Below are 23460 nucleotides of genomic sequence, written 5' to 3' on the forward strand. Positions count from 1 at the left end.
ACCTCTGGTTGGGGACTGTCCCCAACCAGAGGTGCCTGTCCCCAACCAAACATGAAGCACCTCAGAGACAAGAAAGACGAAAACAGCTACTTAACCTGTGAGGTGCTCTCATTTATGGGTAAAAACTATGCAAGTCTGGCAATGCATAATTTGACCTTGCCGTTATGATCCATCATTAAATAATCACATCAAAAGAAGGTGCTTGCAATGATTCAACGATCCAGCGGCATAATGTTGCCCGTCGCTTCACTTCCCGGACCTTATGGTATAGGGGACTTTGGAAAGTCAGCCTATCACTTTGTGGATTTTCTCGAGGCTTCAGGACAGAAAAACTGGCAGATTCTACCCCTTGGCGTGACAAGCTATGGGGATTCGCCTTATCAGTGTCTTTCAGCCTTTGCAGGGAATCCGTACTTTATAGACCTCAAGACCTTTATTGAACTGGGCTATCTGTCAAAGATAGAAGTGGCCAAAGCAAAGCTGGATAAGGATTCTAACCCCATTGATTACGGGCATCTCTTCAAGGCCAAAATGGGGTTGCTAAGGAAAGCATACAAACGCGCCAAGCTCAATCTGGAAGGCGTTTTGGGCGACTTTTTGAAAGCGCGCGAAGACTGGCTGAGACCCTTTGCGCTGTATATGGCCATCAAGTCGGCCCAGGGCAACAAAGCCTGGTCTGAATGGGCGCCGGAATACCGCGCCTATGAGTCTCCCGCAGTCAAGGTCTTTGAGACAGCGCACAAGGATGACATTTGTTTTTGGGTGTTCACGCAATATTTCTTTGAGATGCAGTGGCAGAAGCTTAAGCATTATGCGAATCAAAAGGGTGTCCAGATCATAGGCGACCTGCCCATTTATGTGGCAGAGGACAGCGCGGACGTCTGGGCTAAACCAGAATATTTCAGGCTGGACAAGAATGGCAAGCCCCTTAAAATCTCCGGTGTGCCGCCGGATGACTTTTCCGTCACCGGCCAGCTTTGGGGCAATCCCATCTATGACTGGCGTGCAATGAAAAAAGACGGCTACAAGTGGTGGATCGAGCGGTTCCGTCACAGCTTTACGCTGTATGATGTTCTGAGAATTGACCACTTCAGAGGCTTTGAAGCTTACTGGGAAGTCAATTACGGGGCGGAGACGGCCGCTGTGGGCAAGTGGGTCAAGGGGCCGGGAATGAAGCTATTTTCCGCGATCCATAATGCCCTTGGCCCGCTAAAAATTATTGCAGAAGACCTCGGGTTCCTGACGCCGGAAGTGAAGACCCTGATTGAAGCGGCGGGTTATCCTGGCATGAAAGTTTTGCAATTCGCTTTTGATCCTGACGTTGAAAGTGATTATTTGCCCCATCACGCGGTTCAAAATGCCGTCGTGTACACGGGCACCCATGACAATGACACCATAGCAGGCTGGCTGGACAGCATTCCTAAAAGGGAATTTATGCGTGCGGTGAATTATTTGAAGCTGAATTATGATGAAGGCCTGAACTGGGGGATGATTCGGGGCGCATGGAGCTCGACGGCGAACCTTGCCATAGCGCCAATGCATGATTTTCTGAATCTTGGCAGCGAGGCGCGAATCAATGTCCCCGCGACTATAGGCAACAACTGGACCTGGCGGCTGGCGGAATCCGAACTGACACCGGCCCTGGCCGCAAGGATCCGCGAGCTGACAGCGCTTTACGGGAGGTAGTTATGGACAATTTGAATGGAAGAATTTCAGCCTGGGCATTAACCACCTTTGGCAAGGACTTTGCCGATTGTAACGCAAAAGAAAAGTACATCGCGCTTTCCAAGGCGCTGATGCAGGACATTGTGCCGCGCTGGCAGGCGACGGAGGAAAAATTCGAGGGCCGCAAGCGGGCCAGTTATCTGTCAGCGGAGTATCTTATGGGACGAGCCCTTGGCAACAATCTGATCAATTTGGGCCAGCGGCAGGAGGTCGCTGAGCAGCTGAGTGCCATGGGTGTGGACCTGAACACCGTCGAGCAGGCGGAGCCGGATGCGGGCCTTGGCAATGGGGGACTGGGCCGGCTTGCGGCATGCTTCCTCGACTCTGCAGCGACCCACGGTTATCCGCTGAACGGCTATGGGATCCGCTATGAGTTTGGCATTTTCAAGCAGCGGTTCGTGGAGGGCTTTCAGGTCGAGGAGGCGGACAATTGGCTGGAATATGGGGATCCGTGGTCGATTCGCCGTGCGGATGAAGCTGTAAAGATTAGTTTTGCCGATGGTGACGTCACAGCCATCCCTTACGACACCCCCATAGTCGGGTACGGCGGCGAGACGGTCAATACCTTGCGTCTCTGGAAGGCCGAGCCCCTTGAGCCGTTTGACTTTGAGCAGTTCAACCTGCAGAATTACGACCGCGCGGTCAAGGCGAAGAATAACGCGGAGACCATCACCAAGGTGCTGTATCCTAATGACTCCAACGAAAAAGGGAAACTTCTCAGGCTCAAGCAGCAGTATTTCTTTGTCTCGGCGTCCCTACAGGACCTGCTGGCCAAGCACAAAGCGGCTTATGGTGATTTTTCGCGTTTCGCTGAGCTGAATGCCATTCAGCTGAACGATACCCATCCTGCGGTGGCCATTCCGGAGATGATGCGGCTGCTGACGTCGAACGAGGGCCTGACCTGGAAAGAGGCTTGGGGCCTGGTGACAAAGACCTTTGCCTATACGAACCACACCATTCTGGCGGAGGCGCTGGAAACCTGGGACATCAAGCTTTACAAGAAGCTGCTGCCTGCGGTGTATGGCGTCATTCTAAAAATCAACGAGCAGCTGCTTCGTGAGCTTAAGACGATGGGGGTGCCTTTAGCGGACGTCCCTAAGTACGAGATCATTCACGACAAGCGGATTCGCATGGCATTTCTTTCGATTTATGGGACGTTCTCCACCAATGGCGTGGCACAGCTGCACACGGGGCTGCTGATCAACAGTGAGCTGAAGGATTGGTACGCGCTGTATCCGGAGCGGTTCAACAACAAGACCAATGGGATCACCCAGCGGCGCTGGCTGCTGAAGGCGAATCCGGAGCTGTCTGCTTTTATCACTGAGCTCTTGGGCTCAGACCGGTGGATTACCCATCTGGATGAGCTGAGAAAGCTGGAAGCCTACGCGGAGGATCCGGCGGTGCTTGAGCGTTTTCTCGAGATCAAGCAGCAAAAGAAATATCAGCTGGCGGCGCATATTATGGAGCGAGAGGGGATTGAGATCGATCCTCATTCCATCTATGATATTCAGATTAAGCGCCTGCATGAGTACAAGCGGCAGCTGATGAATGCGTTCCAGATCCTGGACCTGTACTATAGGCTCAAGAAAGACAAGAACTTTAAGATAGTGCCAAGGACCTTCATTTTTGGGGCCAAGGCGGCGCCGGGTTATGTGAGGGCCAAGGGCATCATCAAGTTTATTCAGGAGATCAAGGAACTCGTCAATGGTGACCCCGACATGGCGGGCAAGTTGAAGGTGGTCTTTGTGGAGAACTACGACGTCTCCTATGGCGAGCTGCTGTTTCCAGCAGCGGATCTCTCAGAGCAGATTTCAACCGCAGGCAAGGAAGCTTCCGGCACGGGAAATATGAAATTCATGCTGAATGGCGCGCCAACCATAGGGACCTATGATGGCGCCAATATTGAAATTGTCGAGGAAGCCGGCGAAGAGAACAATTTCATCTTTGGCCTGCGGGTTGAGGAGATTGAGCAGATCAAAGCGACCTACAAGCCTTCCGCTGAGTTCAGGAAGGCGAAGGGTCTGAAAAAAGTGGTGGATTCCCTGGTGGATGGCACTTTCAGTGATGGCGGCACCGGTATGTTCAAGGAGCTGCATGACGCCCTGCTGTTAGGTGCGGACTGGCATGCCCCGGACGTCTTCATGATTCTGAAGGACTTTGCGGCTTATAGAGAAGCCCAGCAAAAAGTCAACGACGCCTACCTCGACAGGATGGCCTGGGCGAAGAAGTGCTGGATGAACATAGCAGGTGCCGGTAAGTTTTCGTCAGATCGTACGATTAAGCAGTATTGTGAAGATATTTGGAAATGCTAAGAAGCAGCGAACTGCAACCATCGGCAAGTGGTAATGGGGGAAAAGGAATCTGGCGTGGACGCCCACATGTTTAAGTGTGCTTAAGAAGGGTAAACTTGCTATGGTATTTGAGAAACTACAAATATACATCAGGAATACTTGGAGGAAGGCGTCGTGCCAGAGGTCAAAGAAAATGGTACTGGTTTACTGAGCCCCAAATCAGCAAGTCTTAGTGCTGCGTGTAAGCTCATGCTGTCAGGCGGACTGTTATCCTTATTTGCGTCAGTCATAAGCTTAGTCGACCCACGCGTCTATCAGGAAGTGGTTCAATCTGGGACGATCTCCAGGTTTCTAAGCTTCGGGTCATCCGTTCAGGACCTGATTACGGCGCCGGCAGCGCTCCTGCTTATTGTGCTGACGTTAAAGTTTTCAGGGCAAATGAAGAAGCCGCAGGACTCACAGCATTCGCTTTCGAAGGGTCATATCAAAACGTTGATGGCTATGACCGGACTGGGATCTTATTTGTTCTACGGTTATGGACTCTACGTCATACAGGGACAGTACACGTCGCTCTATCTTGTATATCTCGCCATCTTCTCTTTAACACTCTACGGCGTCATTGCCGGAATTGTAGCTTTAGCGCAAAATAAGAAGGTGATTGTTCAAATACCCCATTTGTTGAGACGCGTAATATCAGGATTCTTGATGTTTATCTTAATAATCTTGATTCCGGTATGGATTCTCAGAATGCAGCACGATTTATACAGTCGAATGCCTGGAGAGGTTTATGGTGTTTTTGTGCTGGATTTAGGCGTCGTCTTTCCCGCGATTGCGTATGTTATTTGGCAGCTGATCAGAAAAACAAATTTTGGGGTGATGCTTGCAGGCGTGGCTTTAATCAAAGCACTGACGCTGTGCCTTTCTGTCGCTTTGGGGGAAATTCTGAAGCCCATTTATGGCTTTGGACAGGATGTAGGGATGGTGCTCATATTTACGCTGCTGACGGTCGTTAGTGGCGGATTGAGTTTGGCGTTGTTCAGCAGACTTGAGATTGAGGATAATCGGTAAAATATGATAAAAAAAGCGACACAAGGCTATGAGGCGATCAGGCAGTGATTACTCATAAGCATTGTGTCGTTTCTATTTGTGGCAAGGCTTTGGTGAGGGTACTTCAGTGGATTTGAAAAATTGGGGTGGGGGGACCATCGGTGAAAAATAAAATTCGACAATTCCGCAAAAATGGTATATGATTAGCTAAGTAATAGTTACTTAAACAATAGTTAGCTGCATAACAATAAGTTAACCTAAAGCGTTGAAGTGTTCAAGATATAATAATTTTTATTCATTTGCTTTCACGAGGAGGATTCACATGGAACTCAAATCTGTGTATGGTCATAAAATCAATCAGCTGGGTCGGCTGTTCACCAAAAAATTGAATGACTTGCTTTCAGTGCATGGACTACACGCTTCGCAGTGGTCCATGATCCTTTATCTGCATGACCGGAAGCGGTGTACGCAGGTTGAGCTGGCGCATTATCTGAACGTTGAGGCGCCCACGGTTACGCGCACACTGGCCAGACTCGAAGCGCTTGGTTACATCAAGCGTGAGGAAGGACGGGACAAGAGAGAAAAGCGGATCACATTGACAGAGGATGCAGAAGCGATTTTTTCAAAATGCTATGAAGCCAGTCAAAGCCTCGAAAGCAAAGCTTTGGAAGGTATTGCGGCGGAAGAGCTTGAAACATTCACCCGCGTTATTGAAAAAATGAACGAAAATTTGAACGCAGTATAACAGCGTGTTTGGTGAAAATTGAAGGGAGCAAAATGAATGAAGCAAAACTTGGGAATGAAGTCTATGGATAAAGTGGTTCTATTCCGGCTGTTTTTATTTGTGTTCGGAATTTTTCTTTTAGCCCTTGGGGTGACAACAGTCATTAAGGCCAGTTTAGGGGTGCCCACATGGGATGTCATGCATATTGGCCTCGCGAATAAGACGTCGCTTTCCATTGGCAGATGGGTGCAGATTATTGGTGTCGCTATGGTGCTCATGACTTCGTTCCTCGAGAAGGAAAACCCCAAATTTGGCAGCATTGCGAATATTGTGCTTGTAGGTTATTTCATCAATTTGATTTTGGCCGTCGAGCTGATTCCAACCTTTGAAGGCATCGTGGCGCGTGCTGTTCAATTAATGGTTGGCATAGTCCTGATGGGCATTGGTTCAGGCATGTACGTTTCGTCGAAAATTGGGTCCGGACCTCGAGATGGCATGACCTTGTATTTATCCAGGAAGCTTTCCATATCTGTGGGGCTGGCCAGAACGGTGCTGGAAATGGTGGCGCTGACCATAGGCTGGATGCTTGGCGGGCCTGTCGCTTTGGGCACCTTTGTGTCCGTATTTCTGATCGGTCCCATTATGCAGTCTTCGCTGGCGTTCTGGACGCATCAGATTAAGCGGGCTGCGCTGACGGCGTAACGGGTGTGTGGCGGCAGATGCGGGTGAGTAAAAGACCCGTGTGAAGTTAGTGGCGCCTTCGGTTGACGGCAATCGCGGCTTTTCCCTGCGCCATTTCCTCAAAAAACACCAAACAAAAAAGGGGGCACTTTAAACCCCCTTTTTTATTTGTCCATTTTAAGTTACTTGACAAACCGCCGCGCCTCATCAAACTGAGGTGAGATCACAACGACACCGCTTCGGTTGATGAAACCGGTCAGATCCTTTGATTTAATTCGTGCAAAGCCTTCTGAGAAGCCTTCGGGATCAACGTAGTTAAATTTTGGCTGGACGACCATAGCGCCGGATTTGTCTATGATGCCATATTTACCGCCAGACATGACAAAGGCGAGGCCCTCTGAGAAGGCATGGGCATCCTGGTAGCTTTGGCTGAAAACCCGCTGACCGCTCGTATTGATATAACGGAACGCGAAGCCGCCACTGGCGTCTGTTTCAATGACCGCCAGACCTTCAGAGAAATTGTCCGCCCACATATAGCTCGCGGATAGGACAGGCGCCCCACTGGTGTTCAAGAAGCCTATGGAGGTGCCGGAATTGTAGCGGATGAGACCATCGGCACCATTACCGGCAATGAGGTACTGAGGCGGGATGAACTTGGTTCCCTGGCGATTGATGTAGCCTGTCAAGCCATTTTCCTGAATCGCCGCAATGCCGTTCTCGAAGCGGTTCGCGGCTGTAAAGGCCGGTTGAATGACCATGGTACCGGTGGTGTCAATGTAGCCAATTTTTCCGGAGACAACGACCCGGGCAAGACCTTCGGAGAATTGATCCGCGAACTCGTAAGCGGGCTCAATAACCCAGTTGGCGTTTTTATCAATATAGCCATATTTACCGCTGTATTTGGCGGGGGCGAGACCATCTGCAAAAGAACCTGCGTCTTCGTAGGCGAATGGGATCATCATAGTCCCGGCTTTGTCAATGAAGCCATATTTGCCATTCATTGAGACCACAGCGAGGTTTTCTGAAAAATCACTGGCGCGGCTGTAGAGAAAACGGATCGCCAGCTTGCCATCAGGGCCCATATAGCCCCAGCGGTCGCCTATTCTGACGGCGGCGAAAGGCTGATTGGCTCTGGCCGCGGCCATAGGCTCCGCGAACGTAGGTGACACCAGGACGCCAAGCTGCTCGCCAAGCTTGTAAGGATGCCCTTTAGCCTGGGTTTCAAGGGTATTCATCATAAGCTTGAACAGATCCCCCCTGAGAATATCCTGCTCCTGATTCAGGGACAGTCCCTTAAAAAGCCCCAGGGATGCGGCCGTATCAAACGCTGTCTCCCAGGCAAAGTCCTCCGGCGTCGTGTAGCCCAGTGCCTTCAGCATGAACACGCTGGCTTCCTGGACGGTGTGGCGCTGCTCGTAGCCAAACAGGTTGCCCCCGACCCCCGAGGTCCACTCGCGGGACTGGGCATAGGCCACGTAGGGCTCGCCCCAGTGATTCCTTCTGTCGGTGAATGTGGAAGGCATATTCCAGGCCGCGGCCTGATTAAACTCGCCCAGCATCCTGGCCAGAACGACCATCATTTCCGTGCGCGTTAGATATTCGTCCTCCGCAAGGTCCCCGCCAGCTTTGCCCTCGATCAGGCCCATAGCTCTGAGCTCCTGGCCGGCAGTTGGACCCGCAGCATAGCTCGAAGAGACCCCGCCGATGGTCACCATCACCACAATGACCAGCAACAGACACCACGCTGTTCTTAATGGTCTTTTTATTTTTGAGGTCGCATACAATAAGTCTTTTCGCATAGGGTTTACCTCCTTGTGTGAAATTCATCTGATTTTGAGGATATAATGCCTTCTTACCCAAATTAATGCTGCATTCCACACTGGGAATAAGTATTGCATTTTTGTGTTTTTGAATATTTCCTTGAAAATGAGGTATAATATAGGGAGAAAGACTTGTGTTATGTTGCCCTTTGCTGTTTGAAAGGATGTGATCTTTTGAAAAGAATTATTGCGATGTTCTTGTCGACTATGCTGATCTTGATGATGTCAGCGTTTGCGTTTGCGGCGGTGGATTCAGATGAGTATGAAGTTGTGATTACTGCACCGGAAGAGGATGAACCTTTGGCGCTTGTGAATGAGGATGACAAATTCTTTGTAACAGGCTATATTATGGCTAATGATGACGACATCATTGAGTGGATTGAGTTAAGGATTGGTAATGAAACTCTTGCATTTGATGAGGATGATGATGAATTTGACGACATTATTGGAGAATGGGACGATGATAAATTTAGCTTCAAATTTGTCGTGAGCCCAGATGACTTTGATATTGAGGATGATGAAGACGGCGAATATGACTTTCAAGTCAGCGCAGACGTCAATACGGATAAAGATTCCAACATTGAACAAGAATTAACCTCGGATGAAAAGACCATTGATATGGAATTTGATCATACTGCGGACTATGCGCTTTGGATCACTAGCCCTGATGATGGCGATGACATCATGACAGACAGCTGGGGCAAAGACGTGACGATCAAAGGCTGGATTCAAGCGGATGAAGGGGACATGCTGGAATCCCTTAGAATTGAAATTGAGCATTTGGACGGAGATGCTGACGAAGTGATTAACATCATTGACGCATCGGATGATTCAGTCATGATGTCCAATGAAAAATTCGAATTTGAGGCAGATTGGGATCTCTCTGAGGAAGGTGACTTTGAAATCACAGTATTCGCGAGAATAGATGTCGATGAAGATGTGGACGATGAAGTCCTAAGGGACGAAGTCACCGTCGAAGTCATCTATGATGAAGACTATGATGACGACGAAGACGAAGATGACGATGACAAAGACGAGGCTATGGACAACCATCCTGCTGCTCCAGCCATTGCCAACAAGCTTTTGAAGGATTGGGGCTATGCTAACCGCTACAGAGGCACTAACCTCATTTCTGAAGTGGCAAAATTCATGGGCCCTAACACGGACTTTGATGGTGAATCCAAACTGGATGCAGAGGATTATGAAGACGCAATCGAGGCATTCTTGAAAGATCGCATAGATGAGTTAGATGATATGGATGTACCAGCCGCTCCAGGCAACTCCGCCAACAAAGGCAACGGCAAAGATAAGGACAAAGGGAAATAGAATCCCATAACGGTGTTCTGTAATCTTTCCGAAACACACAAACAACCAAAACCCTCACTTCAGGCTTTTTCTGAAGTGAGGGTTTTTTACTGTGCCTAATACTCCGGCGGCAGCGCCATCATCTCTTCATAGGTAAAGACCGGGCCGTCCACACACATATAGTGGCTGCCCACCTTGCAGTGGCCGCACTTGCCTGCGCCGCAGCGCATGTGGGTCTCCAGGGTGGTGAGGATATCCGTAGGCTTCATGCCCAGTGCCAGAAGGTCCCTTGAGACTTCCTTGATCCGCTTAGGCGATGCGCAGACCAGCGCTGTGGTGTTGCTCCAGTCGAGCTCGAGCCCCGGGAGCAGATCATTGATATACCCCTGATGGGCTTTAACCTGATCCGTTGGGTCCTTCAGGGCGTAGTGGACCTCGACACCCTCCAGCTCGGCCCAGTCCCGGAGCTCACTCTTGTAAATGACTTTATCGTACTGCAGCGCGCTGGCCATGATCACGACTTTGCCAAAGTCCTGCAGATTGTTCACGACCTGAACCAAAATGGTCCTGAGCGGCGCCATGGCCACGCCGGAACCAATAAAGACCAGGTTGCGGCCTTTCAGCGGCTCGTATGGGAACGGCCTGCCGTAAGGGCCCCGCAGCCCCACTTTGTCCCCGACCTTCAAGTGGTACAGAATGTTTGAGACGGTCCCCACGTTCTTGAAACAGAAATCGAACTCATCACTTTCCTCAGGGCCAAACGGGATGGAAATAGGCACCTCGCCCTGACCAAACACCGTAATCTGGAAGAACTGGCCATTCAGCTTGAAGCTCTTGTGCAGCGCCGGATCGTCGTATTTGACATAGATGCGCTTGATCTCCGGTGTCTCCAGCTCAATCTTGGTAATAGTTGCCACATCCGGCGTGAAGAGGCCGTTACGCACGTTGATCTCACGGTCGAAGATTTCGTGGCGCATCTCCGTGATCTGATGAATCGCCGGCGTCTCAGGGGCTTCCTTCGCGGCCTTCTGGATAGAGTGGATAATGTCAATGATGCTGATATAAGTCGGACACACATCCGTGCAGCGTCCACAGCCCGAACAGCCCTTATATCCGAAGCGCTCCTCAATGTACTTCAGCTTGTCGTAAACCCTGTACCTCGTTCTCGACAGGGCGTTACGGGGATTGTGGAACTCCGCGTTGCGGGTAAAGTGGTCGCTCTGACAGGAGTCCCAGTAACGGACCCGCATGCCGTGGTCCTGGTCGCGGTTTTCCTCGACCACATTGAAGCAGGTGCAGGTTGGGCACACGTTGGTGCAGCCGGTACAGCCTATGCAGGCGTTGGCCTCGTCCAGCCAGAAAGGCGCGTCAAAGGTGACTGCCATGTCCGCGTGGAGGTTGGTCAGATCCATTTTCAGCGGGAAGCTGTCTGCGACCTTTTGCCGGAGCTGTTCCTTCAGCTCCAGCAGAATGCCTGGGGAAACGTCGCCGGCGAACTCGTCTGACACAGGCACGAAAAAGTCCGCCGCAGCTTCGATCAGCTGCTGGCCCTTTGCCGTGGCGGATTCCACCAGATAGAAGCCCTCCAGCTCCGTCAAGGCAAGGTCGTGGCCGATGGTCGAGAAAACCCCCGTCCCCACCGACGTACAGAAGCAGTGCGGACCGGCTTTCAGACAGTTCACGGCGACAATATACACTTTGTCCCGCCTTGAGGCGTAGTTCGTATCCTCAAATTCCCTCAGGAAGAAGTGGTCGGTATACCCAATCCCGTAAGTGTCACAGGCCCGAACGCCATACAGGATCCTTTCGCCGGCGTGCTGCCGTGAGAGGTTTTCCACTTTCGTGTCTGAACCTTCACGATCCCAGCGGAACAGCGGCTCCTTCTGTTCGAAGAAGAATTCCTTGACGGGGAGGGTGAGGTTGATGTAGTTGTCGGTGCGGGGGAAATCGACCATCGGCAAAAGGGAAATGTCTTTGCCTTTCCCAGAAGGGACATACACGGGGATGGTCTGATTCCAGCGCGACAGGACGCGGTCGAGATTTGCTTTGTCCAGTTGGTACAACAGCGGGGTCTTCATTTTTCCACCTCAATTCTGACAGCTGTGACTTTGAGCTCGGGGATTTTGATCAGCGGATCCAGGTGCTGGCCGGTGAGGCGGTTGACCGGGGATTCCGCAAAGTGGAATGGTACAAAGATGGTTTTTTCGTTGATGCGGTCGGTGATCACGGCGGTGGCGGTAATGCTGCCCCGGGCGCTGGTGATGCGGATCATCTGGTGTTCTTTGATGCCCATGGCCTTGGCGTCTTTCTCATTGATTTCCACAAAGCCGTGAGGGTATTCCCGGTGCAGGGTCCAGACCTTGCGGGTCATGGTGCCGGTGTGGTATTGGTGGGTGACCCGGCCCGTGGTCATGATAAATGGAAATTCCTCGCTGGTGCGTTCGCCTTCGAAATCGAAATTGTTGATGGTGAAAAGGCCTTTGCCGCCGTGTCGACGGAACTGGCCCACGTGGAGGATTGGCGTGCCGGGATGGTTTTTATCCGGGCAAGGCCACTGAATGCCCACTTCTTGAATGCGCTCATGGGTGATGCCCGCATAGGTTGGAACCAGAAGGTTGATCTCGTCCATGATCTCGGAGGTGGATTTGTAATCGACGTCGAGTCCCATGCGCTGCATGAGCTCATTGAGGATGATCCAGTCCGGCTTCGAGTTGCCTACAGGCTCAATGACTTTGCGGATCAGCTGGACCCGGCGTTCGGTGTTCGTGTAGGTGCCGTCCTTTTCCAGCCAGCTGGAGGCCGGCAGGACCACGTCCGCGTATTCGGCAGTCTCTGTCAGGAAGAGGTCCTGAACTACCAGGAAGGGGAGCTTTTTCAGTGCATGAATGGTATGGTTCTGATCCGGGTCTGACAGCACCGGATTTTCGCCGACTATGTACATGGCCTTCATTGTGCCTGCGTCAATCAGGTCGAACATTTCCGACATGACCTTGCCCCGGAGGCTGGAGTAATCCCCCCAGACCTTGGAAAAGCGCTCCCAGGTGGTCGGCCACTCCGGGCGTTGATAGCCAGGCAGGTAATCAGGTAAGGTCGCCATGTCCCCGGAGCCCTGGACGTTGTTTTGCCCCCTGAGCGGGTTGATGCCGGTGGACGGCCGTCCCACATGGCCGGTCAGCATAGCCAGGTTGGCCAGGGCGCAGATACTGCGGGTAGCGGTGACGTGCTGGGTGACCCCCATGGTATACAGGATCATGGCCTTGTCACTGGTGGCATACGTCCGGGCAAAGTCCCGGATGACCTCGGCGGGCACTTTGGTGATGGGCTCAGCCCACTCCGGTGTGCAGTCCGCGACAGAGGCTTTCATAACCTCAAAGCTGGTCGTACGCTCGTCAATAAACTTCTGATCCTGCAGCCCCTCCTCGAGGATGACATGGATCATGGCGTTGAACATGGCCAGGTTGGTGCCCGGCTCTATAGGCGCGTAGCCGTGGGCAAAATCCGTGAGGCGGATCCGCCGCGGGTCAATGACGTAAAGCCTCGCGCCCTTGTCGACCGCTTCGAAGATGCGGGTGGCGACGAGGGGATGTTGCTCGGTGGTATTGGAGCCTATGACGAGGATCAGATCCGCGTCCCCAATTTCGTCAATAGTATTGGTCATGGCGCCGCTCCCAAAAGAGATAGCCAGACTGGCTACCGTTGGGCTGTGTCAGAGGCGGGCGCAGTGGTCAATGCTGCTGGTCTTCAGCGCGGCCCGGGCGAACTTTGCCATGAGAAAATTCTCCTCATTCGTACAGCGTGCTGAAGAGAGCATGCCGATGGTCTCGGTATTATCCCCGCCAGTCATAGCCGCCTTAAAGCCCTCCACCACTTTGTCATAAGCCTCTTCCCAGCTGACTTCCCGGAAGCTGCCATCCGCCATTCGAATCAGGGGATTGTTCAAGCGTCTTGAGTCGCGGACGAAACCAAAGCCATGCCAACCCTTTGAACATAGCTTGCCTTGACTCACCACATGATTGTAGCTCGGTGTGATGCCGAGCAGAGTGCCGTCATCCGCGACGTTGACATAGATGCCACAGCCGCAGCCGCAGTAACCGCAGGTCGTTTCCAAACGTTTCATCCGTCCGCCTCCTTGCCTTGGTGAGGTTCCTGGTATTATTCAAATATAGACGTCATTCAAATATAGACACCATTAAATGAATACCCTTGTAGCGTTAGGCAAAACGGGGAATATGAGACCAAAATGGACAAAAACGCAGCTGTAGCACTTAAACTCAAGGTTTGAAGTGCCACAGCTGCGTTTACGCATACGCCATTCGATGTTTCTGTTTCCAAGCGTACATCTTCTCATCTGCCTTATGAATGACCATGTCCATTTGCTCTACGTGAGAGAGCAGCGCTGTGCCAAAGGAGACAGACAGAGGGAAATCAAAAGGCGGATCTGCTTTCAGTGCCTGGTTGACCCGGATGAAAATATGGTCTGCTTCCTCAGAGGTACACGCGGTCAGGAGCACGAGGAACTCGTCACCTCCGTAGCGAATGATCACATCCCCGGTTCTGAGCATGCGGCTCATGGTGTCCGCTACATATTTCAGCGCCGAATCACCAGCCTTATGGCCAAAGGTATCGTTGATGACTTTCAGGTCGTTGACATCCACCATGGCGAGGACGTAGTGGGTCATGTCGAGAAGGCTCAGGGCTTCGTTGGCGTGTTTCCACTGCTCCAGATAGCGTCTTGAAAACGTTCCAGTCAGCTGATCACGGTTAGCAATATCCATGTAAACCGCTTTGGTCTTTTCTGCATGTCCTGCCAAATGGCGAATGTGGTAAACTATGAACCTGTTTGTGAGAAACAGCACAATGCCTACTGCCAGTGCAAATCCCAGAAGGTTCAGATGAAGAATGTCGTCCAATCGGTCGTAGAGCACGGCATTCGAGGTCGAAACATGAAGGGACTGGCTCGTGCCATCTATGGGCAGGCAAAAGCCAGTATACCAGCCGTTGTCGTAAAGAACCGCATTTCCGATCTGGCGTTGTTTTGCCCCGGCACCAAAGAGCTGCTTTTCCTGAAACCTGTCAACAAACGCGAAGGCCAAGCTGTCGCGGTTCAGTGACTTTGTCAGGCTTGAAATATCATACAGAACCAAGTCGTAGCCATAGATCTGATTGTTGGCTGTCAGAGGCACAGCGATAAAGAGGACAGGGGTATCCCGCCCTGTTAGAAAAATGCTTTGAAGCTCATGGGGATCATCTGTTTGTATTTGGCTGAGCAGCGCAGGCAGATATTCTTTGCCCAAGGTCGCGTTCACTTGCCCAAACAGCAGCCGTACCCCAGCGGTCAAATGGGGCTGGTTTGCCGTTTCCCTGAGAAAACTGACAGCGCTGAGTTGGCGAACGTCTTCTGAGGTCATTCTGCCATTCAGATAATCGTCGAGGGGGCCATGCTGGACCAAAGCGTGTGACAGATTTTTCGCATTCTCCTGGCTGCGGAGAATAAACTGATCTATAGTTTTAACAGAGGCTTCAGAGGTCAGGACAAAGTTTTCCAGTATCATTTTCTCCAATGTTGTGCGGTAGGGCTGAAACAGGGTGACGAAGGAAATAATGACAATGAGGATAAAGACCATCCACGTCCATACTTTGAATTTTTTAATGAAAGGGCTGGATTTTACCATAGGCAGGCCTCCGTGTTTTTTGCGTATTCTTAAATTGTTAAAACTTGTTTTCATCTTGTCGTACTTAAAGTGGTTTTGTATCACCGGATATTTTCTACGGAAATTTCCTCCGCCGCATTAAAACCTCGGGAAGCTATGAAGCGTTCTGCTTCTTCTGAGGGCACAGGTTTACAGAAATAATAGCCTTGAGCCAGATCACAGCCCTGACGGATCAGGTAATTCAGCTGGGTTTCGGTTTCGACACCTTCAGCCAGGACTCTTAAACCCAGTTGGTGTGCAAGGTTGATAATAGCACTGAGGAGATGAAGCTCATCTTCTTCATTTTGGATTTGGCTGATAAATTCGCGGTCTATTTTCAAGGTATCAATAGGAAGCTTGTTCAGATAAGTCAAAGAAGAATATCCGGAGCCAAAATCGTCCAGTGAGATTGAAAATCCAAGGGCTTTCAACTCATCCAGAATGTTGAGGCTCAAATCCAAATCTTCAATAATGGCAGTTTCCGTAATTTCCAGGTCAAATGCCTCAGGCTTCAGGCGGCAGGCTTTGACATACTTTTGAAGGGTGTTGACCACTGCACTGTTGGTCAGGCACTTACCGGAAAGGTTGATGGACATTCTGAGATTGTCAAAACCGAGGCGTCGCCAGTCAGACGTTTGCTGTGCAGCTGTTTTGATGACCCATTCACTGATGCTGCTGATATAGCCATGCTGCTCCGCATAAGGGATAAAGACCATAGGAGAGACAGGTCGGCCATCACTGTCATTCAGGCGAATCAAAGCCTCAACACCGGATACCGTCATGGTGTTCAGCTCTAAAATGGGCTGGTAAACCAGTGAAAATAAATTTTGGTCAAGGGCAGTGCGCAGGAGACTGCTCATTTGAATGGAGTTTAAAATTTTATCCCGCATGTCGTCTTTAAAGAGGACACATTTGCCGCGGTCGTGGGCCTTGGCATGGAACAGCGCTGTATCTGCACTAATTTCCAATGTGTTGAGATCACCGGCGTGCGTTGGATAGAGCGCCATACCTAAAGTGGCGGAGACCATGAATTCCTGTTCGTGGCAGACCCATTTAAATTTTAATGCTTCTGCAGCGCTGCACATCCGTTTGGTCATGGACATCTCATCTTCATTCTCGCTGGATTCAACCAACAAGGCAAATTCGTCGCCGCCTATCCGTGAAATCAGGTTCGGTTCCGGGAATATATCTCTGAGTTTTCCGGCAAACACCTGCAGGAGTTGGTCCCCAGCCTCGACACCAACGCTGTCGTTGATGTGCTTGAAATTGACCAAATCAAGGTACACCAAGGCAACCTTACGGCTCTGCTCCAGCGTCTCTGCCAGCTGCTGCTGGACTTGAAGCCTGAAGAAGCTGCGGTTGGGCAAATGCGTCAAAGGGTCATAGTAGGCCATGTCGTGGAGCTGATCCAGCATCACCCGGTTCTCCGTGTCGTCAACACCAACAGACAGAATATATTTGAGAGCCCCCTGCTGATCCCGAATCACACTGGTATACCACAAAATATCCGCTTTTCTGCCATCTTTACACAAAATAGAGATATCAAAGTGATCTTTCTTTTCACCCTGCAACAAATGTTCAATGAATTTTCTGTTGCGCTCGAGTTCATTCGGGATACTAAGGAGCTCAAGGACGTCGCGACCAATGACTTCAGGCGCTTCATAGCCTGTTATGCGCTCAGCCATAGGGTTGAATCTAATGATCTGGCCATCTGGATTCATCATCAGGATCATGACGGGTGATTTCAAGAGAACGTTTTCAAGCAGTTTTTTTTCCTGGTTCATGGCATTATTCATGAGAATGATGTCCGTAATGTCGGTATGTGAGCCGGCAATTTTTTTTGCTTTGCCGTTGTCATCCCTGAAAGCAACTGCTCTGCTTTGAATCCAGCGGATCTCACCCGCGTCTGAATAGATGCGGTATGTATTTTCATATAAGTTATCCGAGCTCTCAACGAACTGCGCAAGGGCACTCTGGATCATCTCCCGGTCTTCGGGATGAAGGATGGCGATCCAGTCCTCTATGCGGTTGGCTGGCGGATGCTCTGAAAGGTGATATTGTGGTTTGGAGAGGATGGAGGAATGATAATGGCCAGTCTCCAGGTCCCATTCCCACAAAGCGTCGTTCGAGCCCTCGACGGCCAGGCGGTAACGCTGGTCGCTGTTGGCAAGAGCCGCCTTTTGATGGGTCAGGACTTCGTGCTGACGCTCAAGAATGGTCGTGATTTCATCCAGCTGATGCTCATAAGCACTGAGCACCTGAGTTTCCTCATGAATGTGAGAAATTGCCTTTGAGAACAATTTAATTCTTTTTAAGATGATGAGGTAGAAGACAGCCCCGGTGGCAATGACATAGATCCAACCTTTGTAGAGCTGCAGTGTCCTGAAGCGTGCGCTGTCTTGTATTAAACGGGAAAGGAAATAATCTGAGAAGAGGATCCAGAGTATGCCTATCGTTAAGTAGGTCATTATGATTCGCAAGGTTTCCTTGGCGGGGTTTAAACGCTTTTTCTCCGCTATCAGCGCGTCGCGGTTGTTTTCGATTTCACTGGCACGGTGTTTCAACCAGTCAGATTTATTGGAAAGCATAGCTTCATCTCCGGAATTAGAATGTGACAGCCGCTTATTAAAGCGGGTCCGGTCGAAGGAAGGTGTCATGAAAGTTTATAAATATTTATTGGAAGGTTAACATATACTCAATATTGTATTGTAATATTTTTTGAGGTGCAACAAAATAATTGTAATATGTCGAAATAGTTATGAACAAAACTTCTGATCGAAAGTATAGGCTTCAAGCGGTATAATATAGTGAAAGCTCAAATAGTCAGAGGCATTCAGCAACGGCATCAAAATAAATCTCTATACTGAGGATAATTATAATGACGAATGAACATAACCACCCTAAGGCATGGATCAGAGAGACAGTCGTCTTTATGACCAGCCAGATGTTCACGCTTTTCGGATCTTCCTTGGTGCAATATGCGATCTTATGGTATATCACCCTTGAGACGAAGTCAGGACTTATGGTGACTATTTCCGCGATCAGCGGATTTTTGCCTGCCTTCATTTTGTCCCCCTTTGCTGGGGTATGGGCGGACCGGTACGACCGAAAAAAAATGATCATTCTCTCAGACATTGGAATTGCTTTGGCCACACTGATTCTGGCCTTTTTCCTGATGGCGGGCTTCAAGGCCCTTTGGCTCATGTTTGTGCTGTCTGCGGTACGCTCTATTGGCAGCGGCGTTCAGATGCCTGCAGTCAATGCGCTGCTTCCGCAGCTGGTACCAAAAGAAAAGCTGACTCGTGTCAATGGCATCAACTACAGCCTGCAGTCAGGGTTGATGCTGGCTTCGCCTGTCGCAAGCGGTGCGCTTATGAGCATGACCAGCCTTCAAAACATTCTATTTATTGATATTGTCACAGCTGTTATTGCCGTTGGAATCATGATCTTGTTTCTTCATGTGAGACCTCACGAAAAAGCCCTTTCGAAACAGGAGGGAGGCTATTTTGAGGATTTGAAGCTGGGGTTTTCCTATATTGGTGGTCATGCGTTCATCCTTCATTTTTTCGTGTTTTTTGGCATCACTATGTTTTTGGTCTCACCTTCCGCTTTTTTGACACCGCTGCAGGTCACACGGACTTTTAATGGCACTTACTGGCATCTGACGGTGATTGAAGTCGTGTTTTTTGTGGGGATGCTGGCAGGCGGCGGTTTGATGGCAGCCTGGGGCGGACTGAAAAACAGGATTCATACTATAGCCCTTGCAGGCGTCCTCATTGGTGTTGGAACCCTTGCCCTTGGAATCGTTCCATCGTTTTGGGGGTATACGCTGTTTCTCGGTTTGATAGGCGTCTCCATTCCCATGTACAACACGCCTTCAACCGTTTTGATTCAGGAAACGGTGGATGAGAATTATATGGGCAGGGTGTTTGGGGTTATGAGTATGCTTTCCAGTGCCATGATGCCCCTTGGTATGATGTTCTTTGGGCCGGTCTCTGATAAGGTTGCCATTGAGTGGCTGATGATCGCGACAGGGGTGCTGATTGTCTTTCTTAGCGCCGGTATGATTTTAGACGGGACCCTCGTAGCGGCAGGCAGGGAGAAAGTGACAGCGGCTTTGGAGCCGCAAATGGAGCACCCTGAAGCAACAGAGCCTGATTTTGAGAGTGGACCTGATGATAGGCTTTAGAGTGGGTCTGTTGAACTTCCCATGACTTAAATTATGGGATTCCTACGCCAACTATTTGAAAAGTTCTCGTCCTTTTGCTAAAATCAATGAGGTCTGCAAAGAACCTGCAGTCCCGTTGTTACAATGTAAGAACTCAAAAAAGAGCTTTTGCCCAAAGTCTCATATTAACCAAACCATCTGAAAGGAAGTGCGCACCATGTCTATGCCAAACTGTCCCAAGTGCAGCTCGGAATACACCTATGAAAGTGATCACCTCTACGTTTGCCCTGAATGCGGTCACGAGTGGCCAATAGCCGCTGATGATGCTGCTGATGAAGCGGCTGGAGCATTGGAAGTTCGGGATGCCAACGGCAATCTCCTTAAGGACGGCGACACTGTCTCCATCATCAAGGACCTGAAAGTCAAAGGCAGCTCCTCTGCCCTGAAAATGGGCACAAAGGTCAAGAACATCCGCCTGGTGGAGGGCGACCATAATATTGATTGCAAAATTGACGGCTTTGGCGCCATGAGCCTGAAGTCGGAGTTTGTTAAGAAAATCTGATATTTGATTTAGCCCACTTGAGCAAAAAGAGCATGGAAGCTGGATAATAATCCAGTTACCCTGCTCTTTTTTGTTTAAAGAAGGCATTTGGCTGGGGACTGTCCCCAACCAAAACGCCTTATCCTCGCGAGAGTTCCGTACAAAAATTGATGAAATTTTTCATGGGCCCGGTGAGGTACTTGTTCTTGTGACGGATGATGAAAAATCGCCTTATGAGGTCAAACCCCTCAACCTGAAGAGGCCAAAGCTCACCGGATTCGAGCGCCTTTGCCGCCAAGCGCCGGGAGATCACCGCGATGCCCAAATTGTGAATGGCGGCGCTGATGAGTCCATCCGAGCCGCTATATACCCAGGCAGCCTGCCATGGGATGCCTGCCGCGGCCATACTGGTCTCAAACAATTCCCGGGTGCCACTGCCTTCCTCCCGGACAATAAACTTTTTTCCGCTCAGCGCGGTGGTCTCCAGCTTCCCAGATCCGTAAAGCGGATGCCCTCTGCCGCAAAGCAGCAGCAACCGGTCTTCGTCGAAGGGATCAGCGTAGATGTTCGTTGAATGAACGGTGCCCTCAACCAGCGCAAAATCAATCTCGTTCTTGAGAATCATAGCCTCGATATCCCGCGTGTTGCGAATGACAGCTTCTATGGGGACATCCGTGTATTTTTTTGTAAAAGCCTCAACCACCTGAGGCAAAAAGCAGCTGCCGATGGTCATGCTCGCCCCCACCTTCACAACACTGCCTTCTGAGGCATCTCCCATTGCCATATCCATTCGGTTATACAGGGAAGAGATATGGCGGGCGTAGTCGAGCAGCTGAAATCCTTGTGGCGTCATGTACAGCTTTTTTGAGAGCCTTTCAAACAGGCGCACGCCGTAAAAGGCTTCAAGCTCGGAAATAGCCTGGCTTACAGTGGGCTGAGCAATATATAGCGCTTTCGCGGCGGCCGTCATGGTACCAAGGTCAGAGACCGCAATGAAGATCCTCAGATGTCTGAGTGTTACCGATTGCGAAGCTGGCTTTGTCTCATAGCTCAAGGGGTTCATGGGAATTCACCTCTCTACAGTAATTGTGTCATTGAATATAAGTAAATACCTATCGATATCATTATATAATAGTATTTTACTTTTGGTAAACAACCTTATAAACTAAGACGTGGAGAAAAGCTGTTTGTTAATTGTGACTGAAGGGGTGTGAGAGAATGGATGCATTAAAAGAAAATGTACTGGGGATTCTGCTGTGCTTTATAGTTGCGATCCCAGCCTGGTTTATGGGCAAAGCATTCCCTGTGGTGGGCAGTCCGGTATTCGGAATTCTCATGGGGATGGTGCTTGCGCTTATTTTGCCGCGTTTTCTCGGGGCTTTATGGACAGAAGGACGCTATGATAAAGGCATAAGAACGACGTCCAAGAAGCTGCTTCAGCTCTCCATTATACTGCTTGGCTTTGGCATGAACCTGTATCATGTTTTGGAAGTGGGACGTCAATCTCTTGTGGTGATCCTGACAACCTTGTCAGCTGCTTTTATCACGGCGTTTTTTGTTGGAAAAGCCTTGAGTCTCGACGGTAAGGTGATGACGTTGATTGGGGTTGGCACGTCTATTTGCGGCGGCTCGGCGATCGCGGCAACGGCACCGGTGATTGAGGCAGGGGAGGAAGAGGTCGCCCATGCCATTTCGACAATATTTTTGTTTAACGTCCTTGCCGTTTTCCTTTTTCCACCTATGGGCCGTTTGCTCGGATTAAGCGATATGGGATTTGGCATGTGGGCGGGCACGGCCATCAACGACACTTCTTCGGTGGTCGCGGCGGGGACGGCTTGGAGCAGCGCAAGCGGCAATGATACAGCGCTGGCCTTTGCCACCATTGTCAAGCTGACTCGCACACTGATGATTGTGCCCATAACTTTGGTGCTTGCCATGTATACGGCCCGCCAAAAGGTGAGGATGGAAAAGATGCAAACTAATTTGGTGACAGATGGACAAAGCGTTGGTTCGTTGGTGGAGAGCGGTTCGAGCTTTAGATTTACTAAAGTCTTTCCGTGGTTTGTGTTAGGCTTTGTGGCTGCAGCGGTTCTGAACACGGCTGTGGAACTTGGGGAAGTTTCTTCCTCATTGGTGGCGCTGGGCAAATTTTTTATTGTTATGGCCATGGTGGCCATTGGGCTAAAAACGAATGTTAAAAGGCTTTTAACCAATGGATTGAAGCCAATTTTTCTTGGAATTTGCTGCTGGATTGCGGTGGCCGGGGCTTCGCTGGTGGTTCAGTGGGGGATGCGGCTGTGGTAAAGGGCGGCGACCGAGGAGCATAGACTGAAATCTTTGAAATATTTTTTGTGATAACTTTTTAAATTGGCGTTGGTGTGCCATCCTGTGGTATGATAAGGCTATTATAACGACATGACGAATGCTGCCGCGTGCGTTGAATTTAAAGGGCTGGATTCGAAATGGAAAAGTTTGGAGTGAGCCTATGAAGACTGCAAAAGGTGAAGGATCGGTCAGAACGCTGTCAAGGGCACTGTCCATATTGAAGGCATTTACCTGGGAAGAAAGGGAAATGAACCTGACGGAGATTGCTGAGAAGATAGGTCTTGCGAAATCGACGACGCTGAGGCTGTTGACGGCGCTGGAGGAAGAGGGCTTCATCTACAAGAATGACAAAACGAATCATTATAAGCTGGGATTTGACCTTTATTATCTTGGGCTGATCGCCAAAGAAAGCATGGATATACGCAGCATCAGCCGGCCGCACATGGAAAATATCACGCACCAGACGAGAGAGACGACGAATCTGTACCTGCTGGATTATCATGATCGCGTGTGCTTTGAGCAGGTGGAGAGCCCAATGGCGATTAAGCGGACCGTCAGGATTGGCGAACGCTTTCCAATTTGGGCGGGGGCTACGGGGCGTTCCATTCTGGCTTTTATGGACCGGTCAATTTGGGTCGAGATGACTAAGGAATTGGTCAAGCTGACGGAACATACCGTAGCGGAGCCGGAAACGTTTATTCAGGAGCTTGAGAAAATCAAGCAGCAGGGCTATGCGGTCAGCGTGGGTGAGAAGGATTATGAAGTGGGCTGCGTTGCAGCGCCAATCTTTGATTCAACCCAAAAGGTCATAGGCTGCTTATCCGTCTCAGGACCAAAGTTCAGATTTCCGGAAGATACAGATCTCTTTGCGAAGCTGATCACAGACGCCGCAGATAAAATTTCAAGAAAACTGGGCTATCATGCAAAGTCGAGTGGGTATGAATAGCCACGAAAAGCTAACAGACGTGCATAAAGAAAAGTGATCCCATACTGAAGAGAGCTTGCTCTCGGAGGTGTGGGATCACTTTTCTTTATATAGGGCGCAGCCCGTGACCGAAGCGCAGCGCAGCGGAGCGAGGTGCACGTCTGGCAGCGCGAGGTGTAAGATACGCAGGTCGCAGAAGAGAGCTTGCTCTCTGGACC

General features: G+C 50.3%; 16 protein-coding genes. 10 read left to right on the plus strand and 6 right to left on the minus strand.

Annotated features, from left to right (window positions below):
• Nucleotides 1-198 precede the first annotated feature (198 nt).
• From malQ to BLP63_RS15270, 5 genes are all read left to right on the plus strand, one after another.
• Nucleotides 199-1686 carry a 4-alpha-glucanotransferase gene (gene malQ / locus BLP63_RS15250; RefSeq protein WP_278278144.1) on the plus strand — a complete coding sequence of 496 codons (1488 nt, stop codon included), beginning with the start codon at nucleotides 199-201 and terminating at the stop codon, nucleotides 1684-1686.
• A gap of 2 nt (nucleotides 1687-1688) precedes the next feature.
• Entirely contained in the window at nucleotides 1689-4037 is a 2349-nt protein-coding gene (locus tag BLP63_RS15255; RefSeq protein ID WP_092593099.1) for a glycogen/starch/alpha-glucan phosphorylase, read from the plus strand.
• A 153-nt stretch (nucleotides 4038-4190) separates the two neighbouring features.
• Nucleotides 4191-5084, plus strand: coding sequence for a hypothetical protein (locus BLP63_RS15260; protein WP_092593101.1), 894 nt, complete (start codon nucleotides 4191-4193; stop codon nucleotides 5082-5084).
• Nucleotides 5085-5385: 301 nt separating this feature from the next.
• On the plus strand, nucleotides 5386-5808 hold the full coding sequence (locus tag BLP63_RS15265; RefSeq protein WP_092593103.1) for a MarR family winged helix-turn-helix transcriptional regulator: 423 nt from the start codon (nucleotides 5386-5388) through the stop codon (nucleotides 5806-5808).
• 36 nt (nucleotides 5809-5844) lie between these two features.
• On the plus strand, nucleotides 5845-6489 hold the full coding sequence (locus tag BLP63_RS15270; RefSeq protein WP_207646486.1) for a YczE/YyaS/YitT family protein: 645 nt from the start codon (nucleotides 5845-5847) through the stop codon (nucleotides 6487-6489).
• A 161-nt stretch (nucleotides 6490-6650) separates the two neighbouring features.
• On the opposite strand, the gene BLP63_RS15275 is transcribed toward BLP63_RS15270, so the two are convergent.
• Nucleotides 6651-8267: a WG repeat-containing protein gene (locus BLP63_RS15275; protein WP_092593105.1), complete on the minus strand. Its 1617-nt coding sequence runs from the start codon at nucleotides 8265-8267 to the stop codon at nucleotides 6651-6653.
• A gap of 195 nt (nucleotides 8268-8462) precedes the next feature.
• Between BLP63_RS15275 and BLP63_RS15280 the strand changes: the two genes are divergently transcribed.
• Nucleotides 8463-9614 carry a hypothetical protein gene (locus tag BLP63_RS15280; RefSeq protein WP_092593107.1) on the plus strand — a complete coding sequence of 384 codons (1152 nt, stop codon included), beginning with the start codon at nucleotides 8463-8465 and terminating at the stop codon, nucleotides 9612-9614.
• 95 nt (nucleotides 9615-9709) lie between these two features.
• Here BLP63_RS15280 and BLP63_RS15285 read toward each other — a convergent pair whose 3' ends face one another.
• The 4 genes from BLP63_RS15285 to BLP63_RS15300 form a co-directional block, all read right to left on the minus strand.
• Nucleotides 9710-11671: a 4Fe-4S dicluster domain-containing protein gene (locus BLP63_RS15285; RefSeq protein WP_207646487.1), complete on the minus strand. Its 1962-nt coding sequence runs from the start codon at nucleotides 11669-11671 to the stop codon at nucleotides 9710-9712.
• Entirely contained in the window at nucleotides 11668-13710 is a 2043-nt protein-coding gene (gene fdhF / locus BLP63_RS15290; protein ID WP_092593109.1) for a formate dehydrogenase subunit alpha, read from the minus strand. The genes BLP63_RS15285 and fdhF overlap by 4 nt, the downstream gene beginning before the upstream one ends.
• A 181-nt stretch (nucleotides 13711-13891) precedes the next feature.
• Nucleotides 13892-15265, minus strand: coding sequence for a GGDEF domain-containing protein (locus BLP63_RS15295; RefSeq protein WP_170829499.1), 1374 nt, complete (start codon nucleotides 15263-15265; stop codon nucleotides 13892-13894).
• Between the two features lie 80 nt (nucleotides 15266-15345).
• A complete protein-coding gene (locus tag BLP63_RS15300) occupies nucleotides 15346-17871 on the minus strand; it encodes a putative bifunctional diguanylate cyclase/phosphodiesterase (protein WP_170829500.1) in 2526 nt (841 codons plus the stop codon).
• A 290-nt stretch (nucleotides 17872-18161) separates the two neighbouring features.
• On the opposite strand from BLP63_RS15300, the gene BLP63_RS15305 reads away from it, so the two are divergent.
• The gene (locus BLP63_RS15305; RefSeq protein ID WP_092593115.1) at nucleotides 18162-19472 is read left to right on the plus strand and encodes an MFS transporter; all 1311 of its coding nucleotides are present in this window, start codon (nucleotides 18162-18164) and stop codon (nucleotides 19470-19472) included.
• Nucleotides 19473-19668: 196 nt separating this feature from the next.
• Entirely contained in the window at nucleotides 19669-20013 is a 345-nt protein-coding gene (locus BLP63_RS15310; RefSeq protein WP_092593117.1) for a zinc ribbon domain-containing protein YjdM, read from the plus strand.
• Between the two features lie 118 nt (nucleotides 20014-20131).
• On the opposite strand, the gene BLP63_RS15315 is transcribed toward BLP63_RS15310, so the two are convergent.
• Complete coding sequence (locus BLP63_RS15315) at nucleotides 20132-21055, minus strand: LysR family transcriptional regulator (protein ID WP_092593119.1); 924 nt, start codon at nucleotides 21053-21055, stop codon at nucleotides 20132-20134.
• Nucleotides 21056-21210: 155 nt separating this feature from the next.
• On the opposite strand from BLP63_RS15315, the gene BLP63_RS15320 reads away from it, so the two are divergent.
• The gene (locus tag BLP63_RS15320) at nucleotides 21211-22296 is read left to right on the plus strand and encodes a YeiH family protein (protein ID WP_092593121.1); all 1086 of its coding nucleotides are present in this window, start codon (nucleotides 21211-21213) and stop codon (nucleotides 22294-22296) included.
• 181 nt (nucleotides 22297-22477) lie between these two features.
• Entirely contained in the window at nucleotides 22478-23263 is a 786-nt protein-coding gene (locus BLP63_RS15325; protein ID WP_170829501.1) for an IclR family transcriptional regulator, read from the plus strand.
• Nucleotides 23264-23460: the final 197 nt, after the last annotated feature.

This window comes from Acidaminobacter hydrogenoformans DSM 2784, assembly GCF_900103005.1.
GTDB lineage: Bacteria > Bacillota > Clostridia > Peptostreptococcales > Acidaminobacteraceae > Acidaminobacter > Acidaminobacter hydrogenoformans.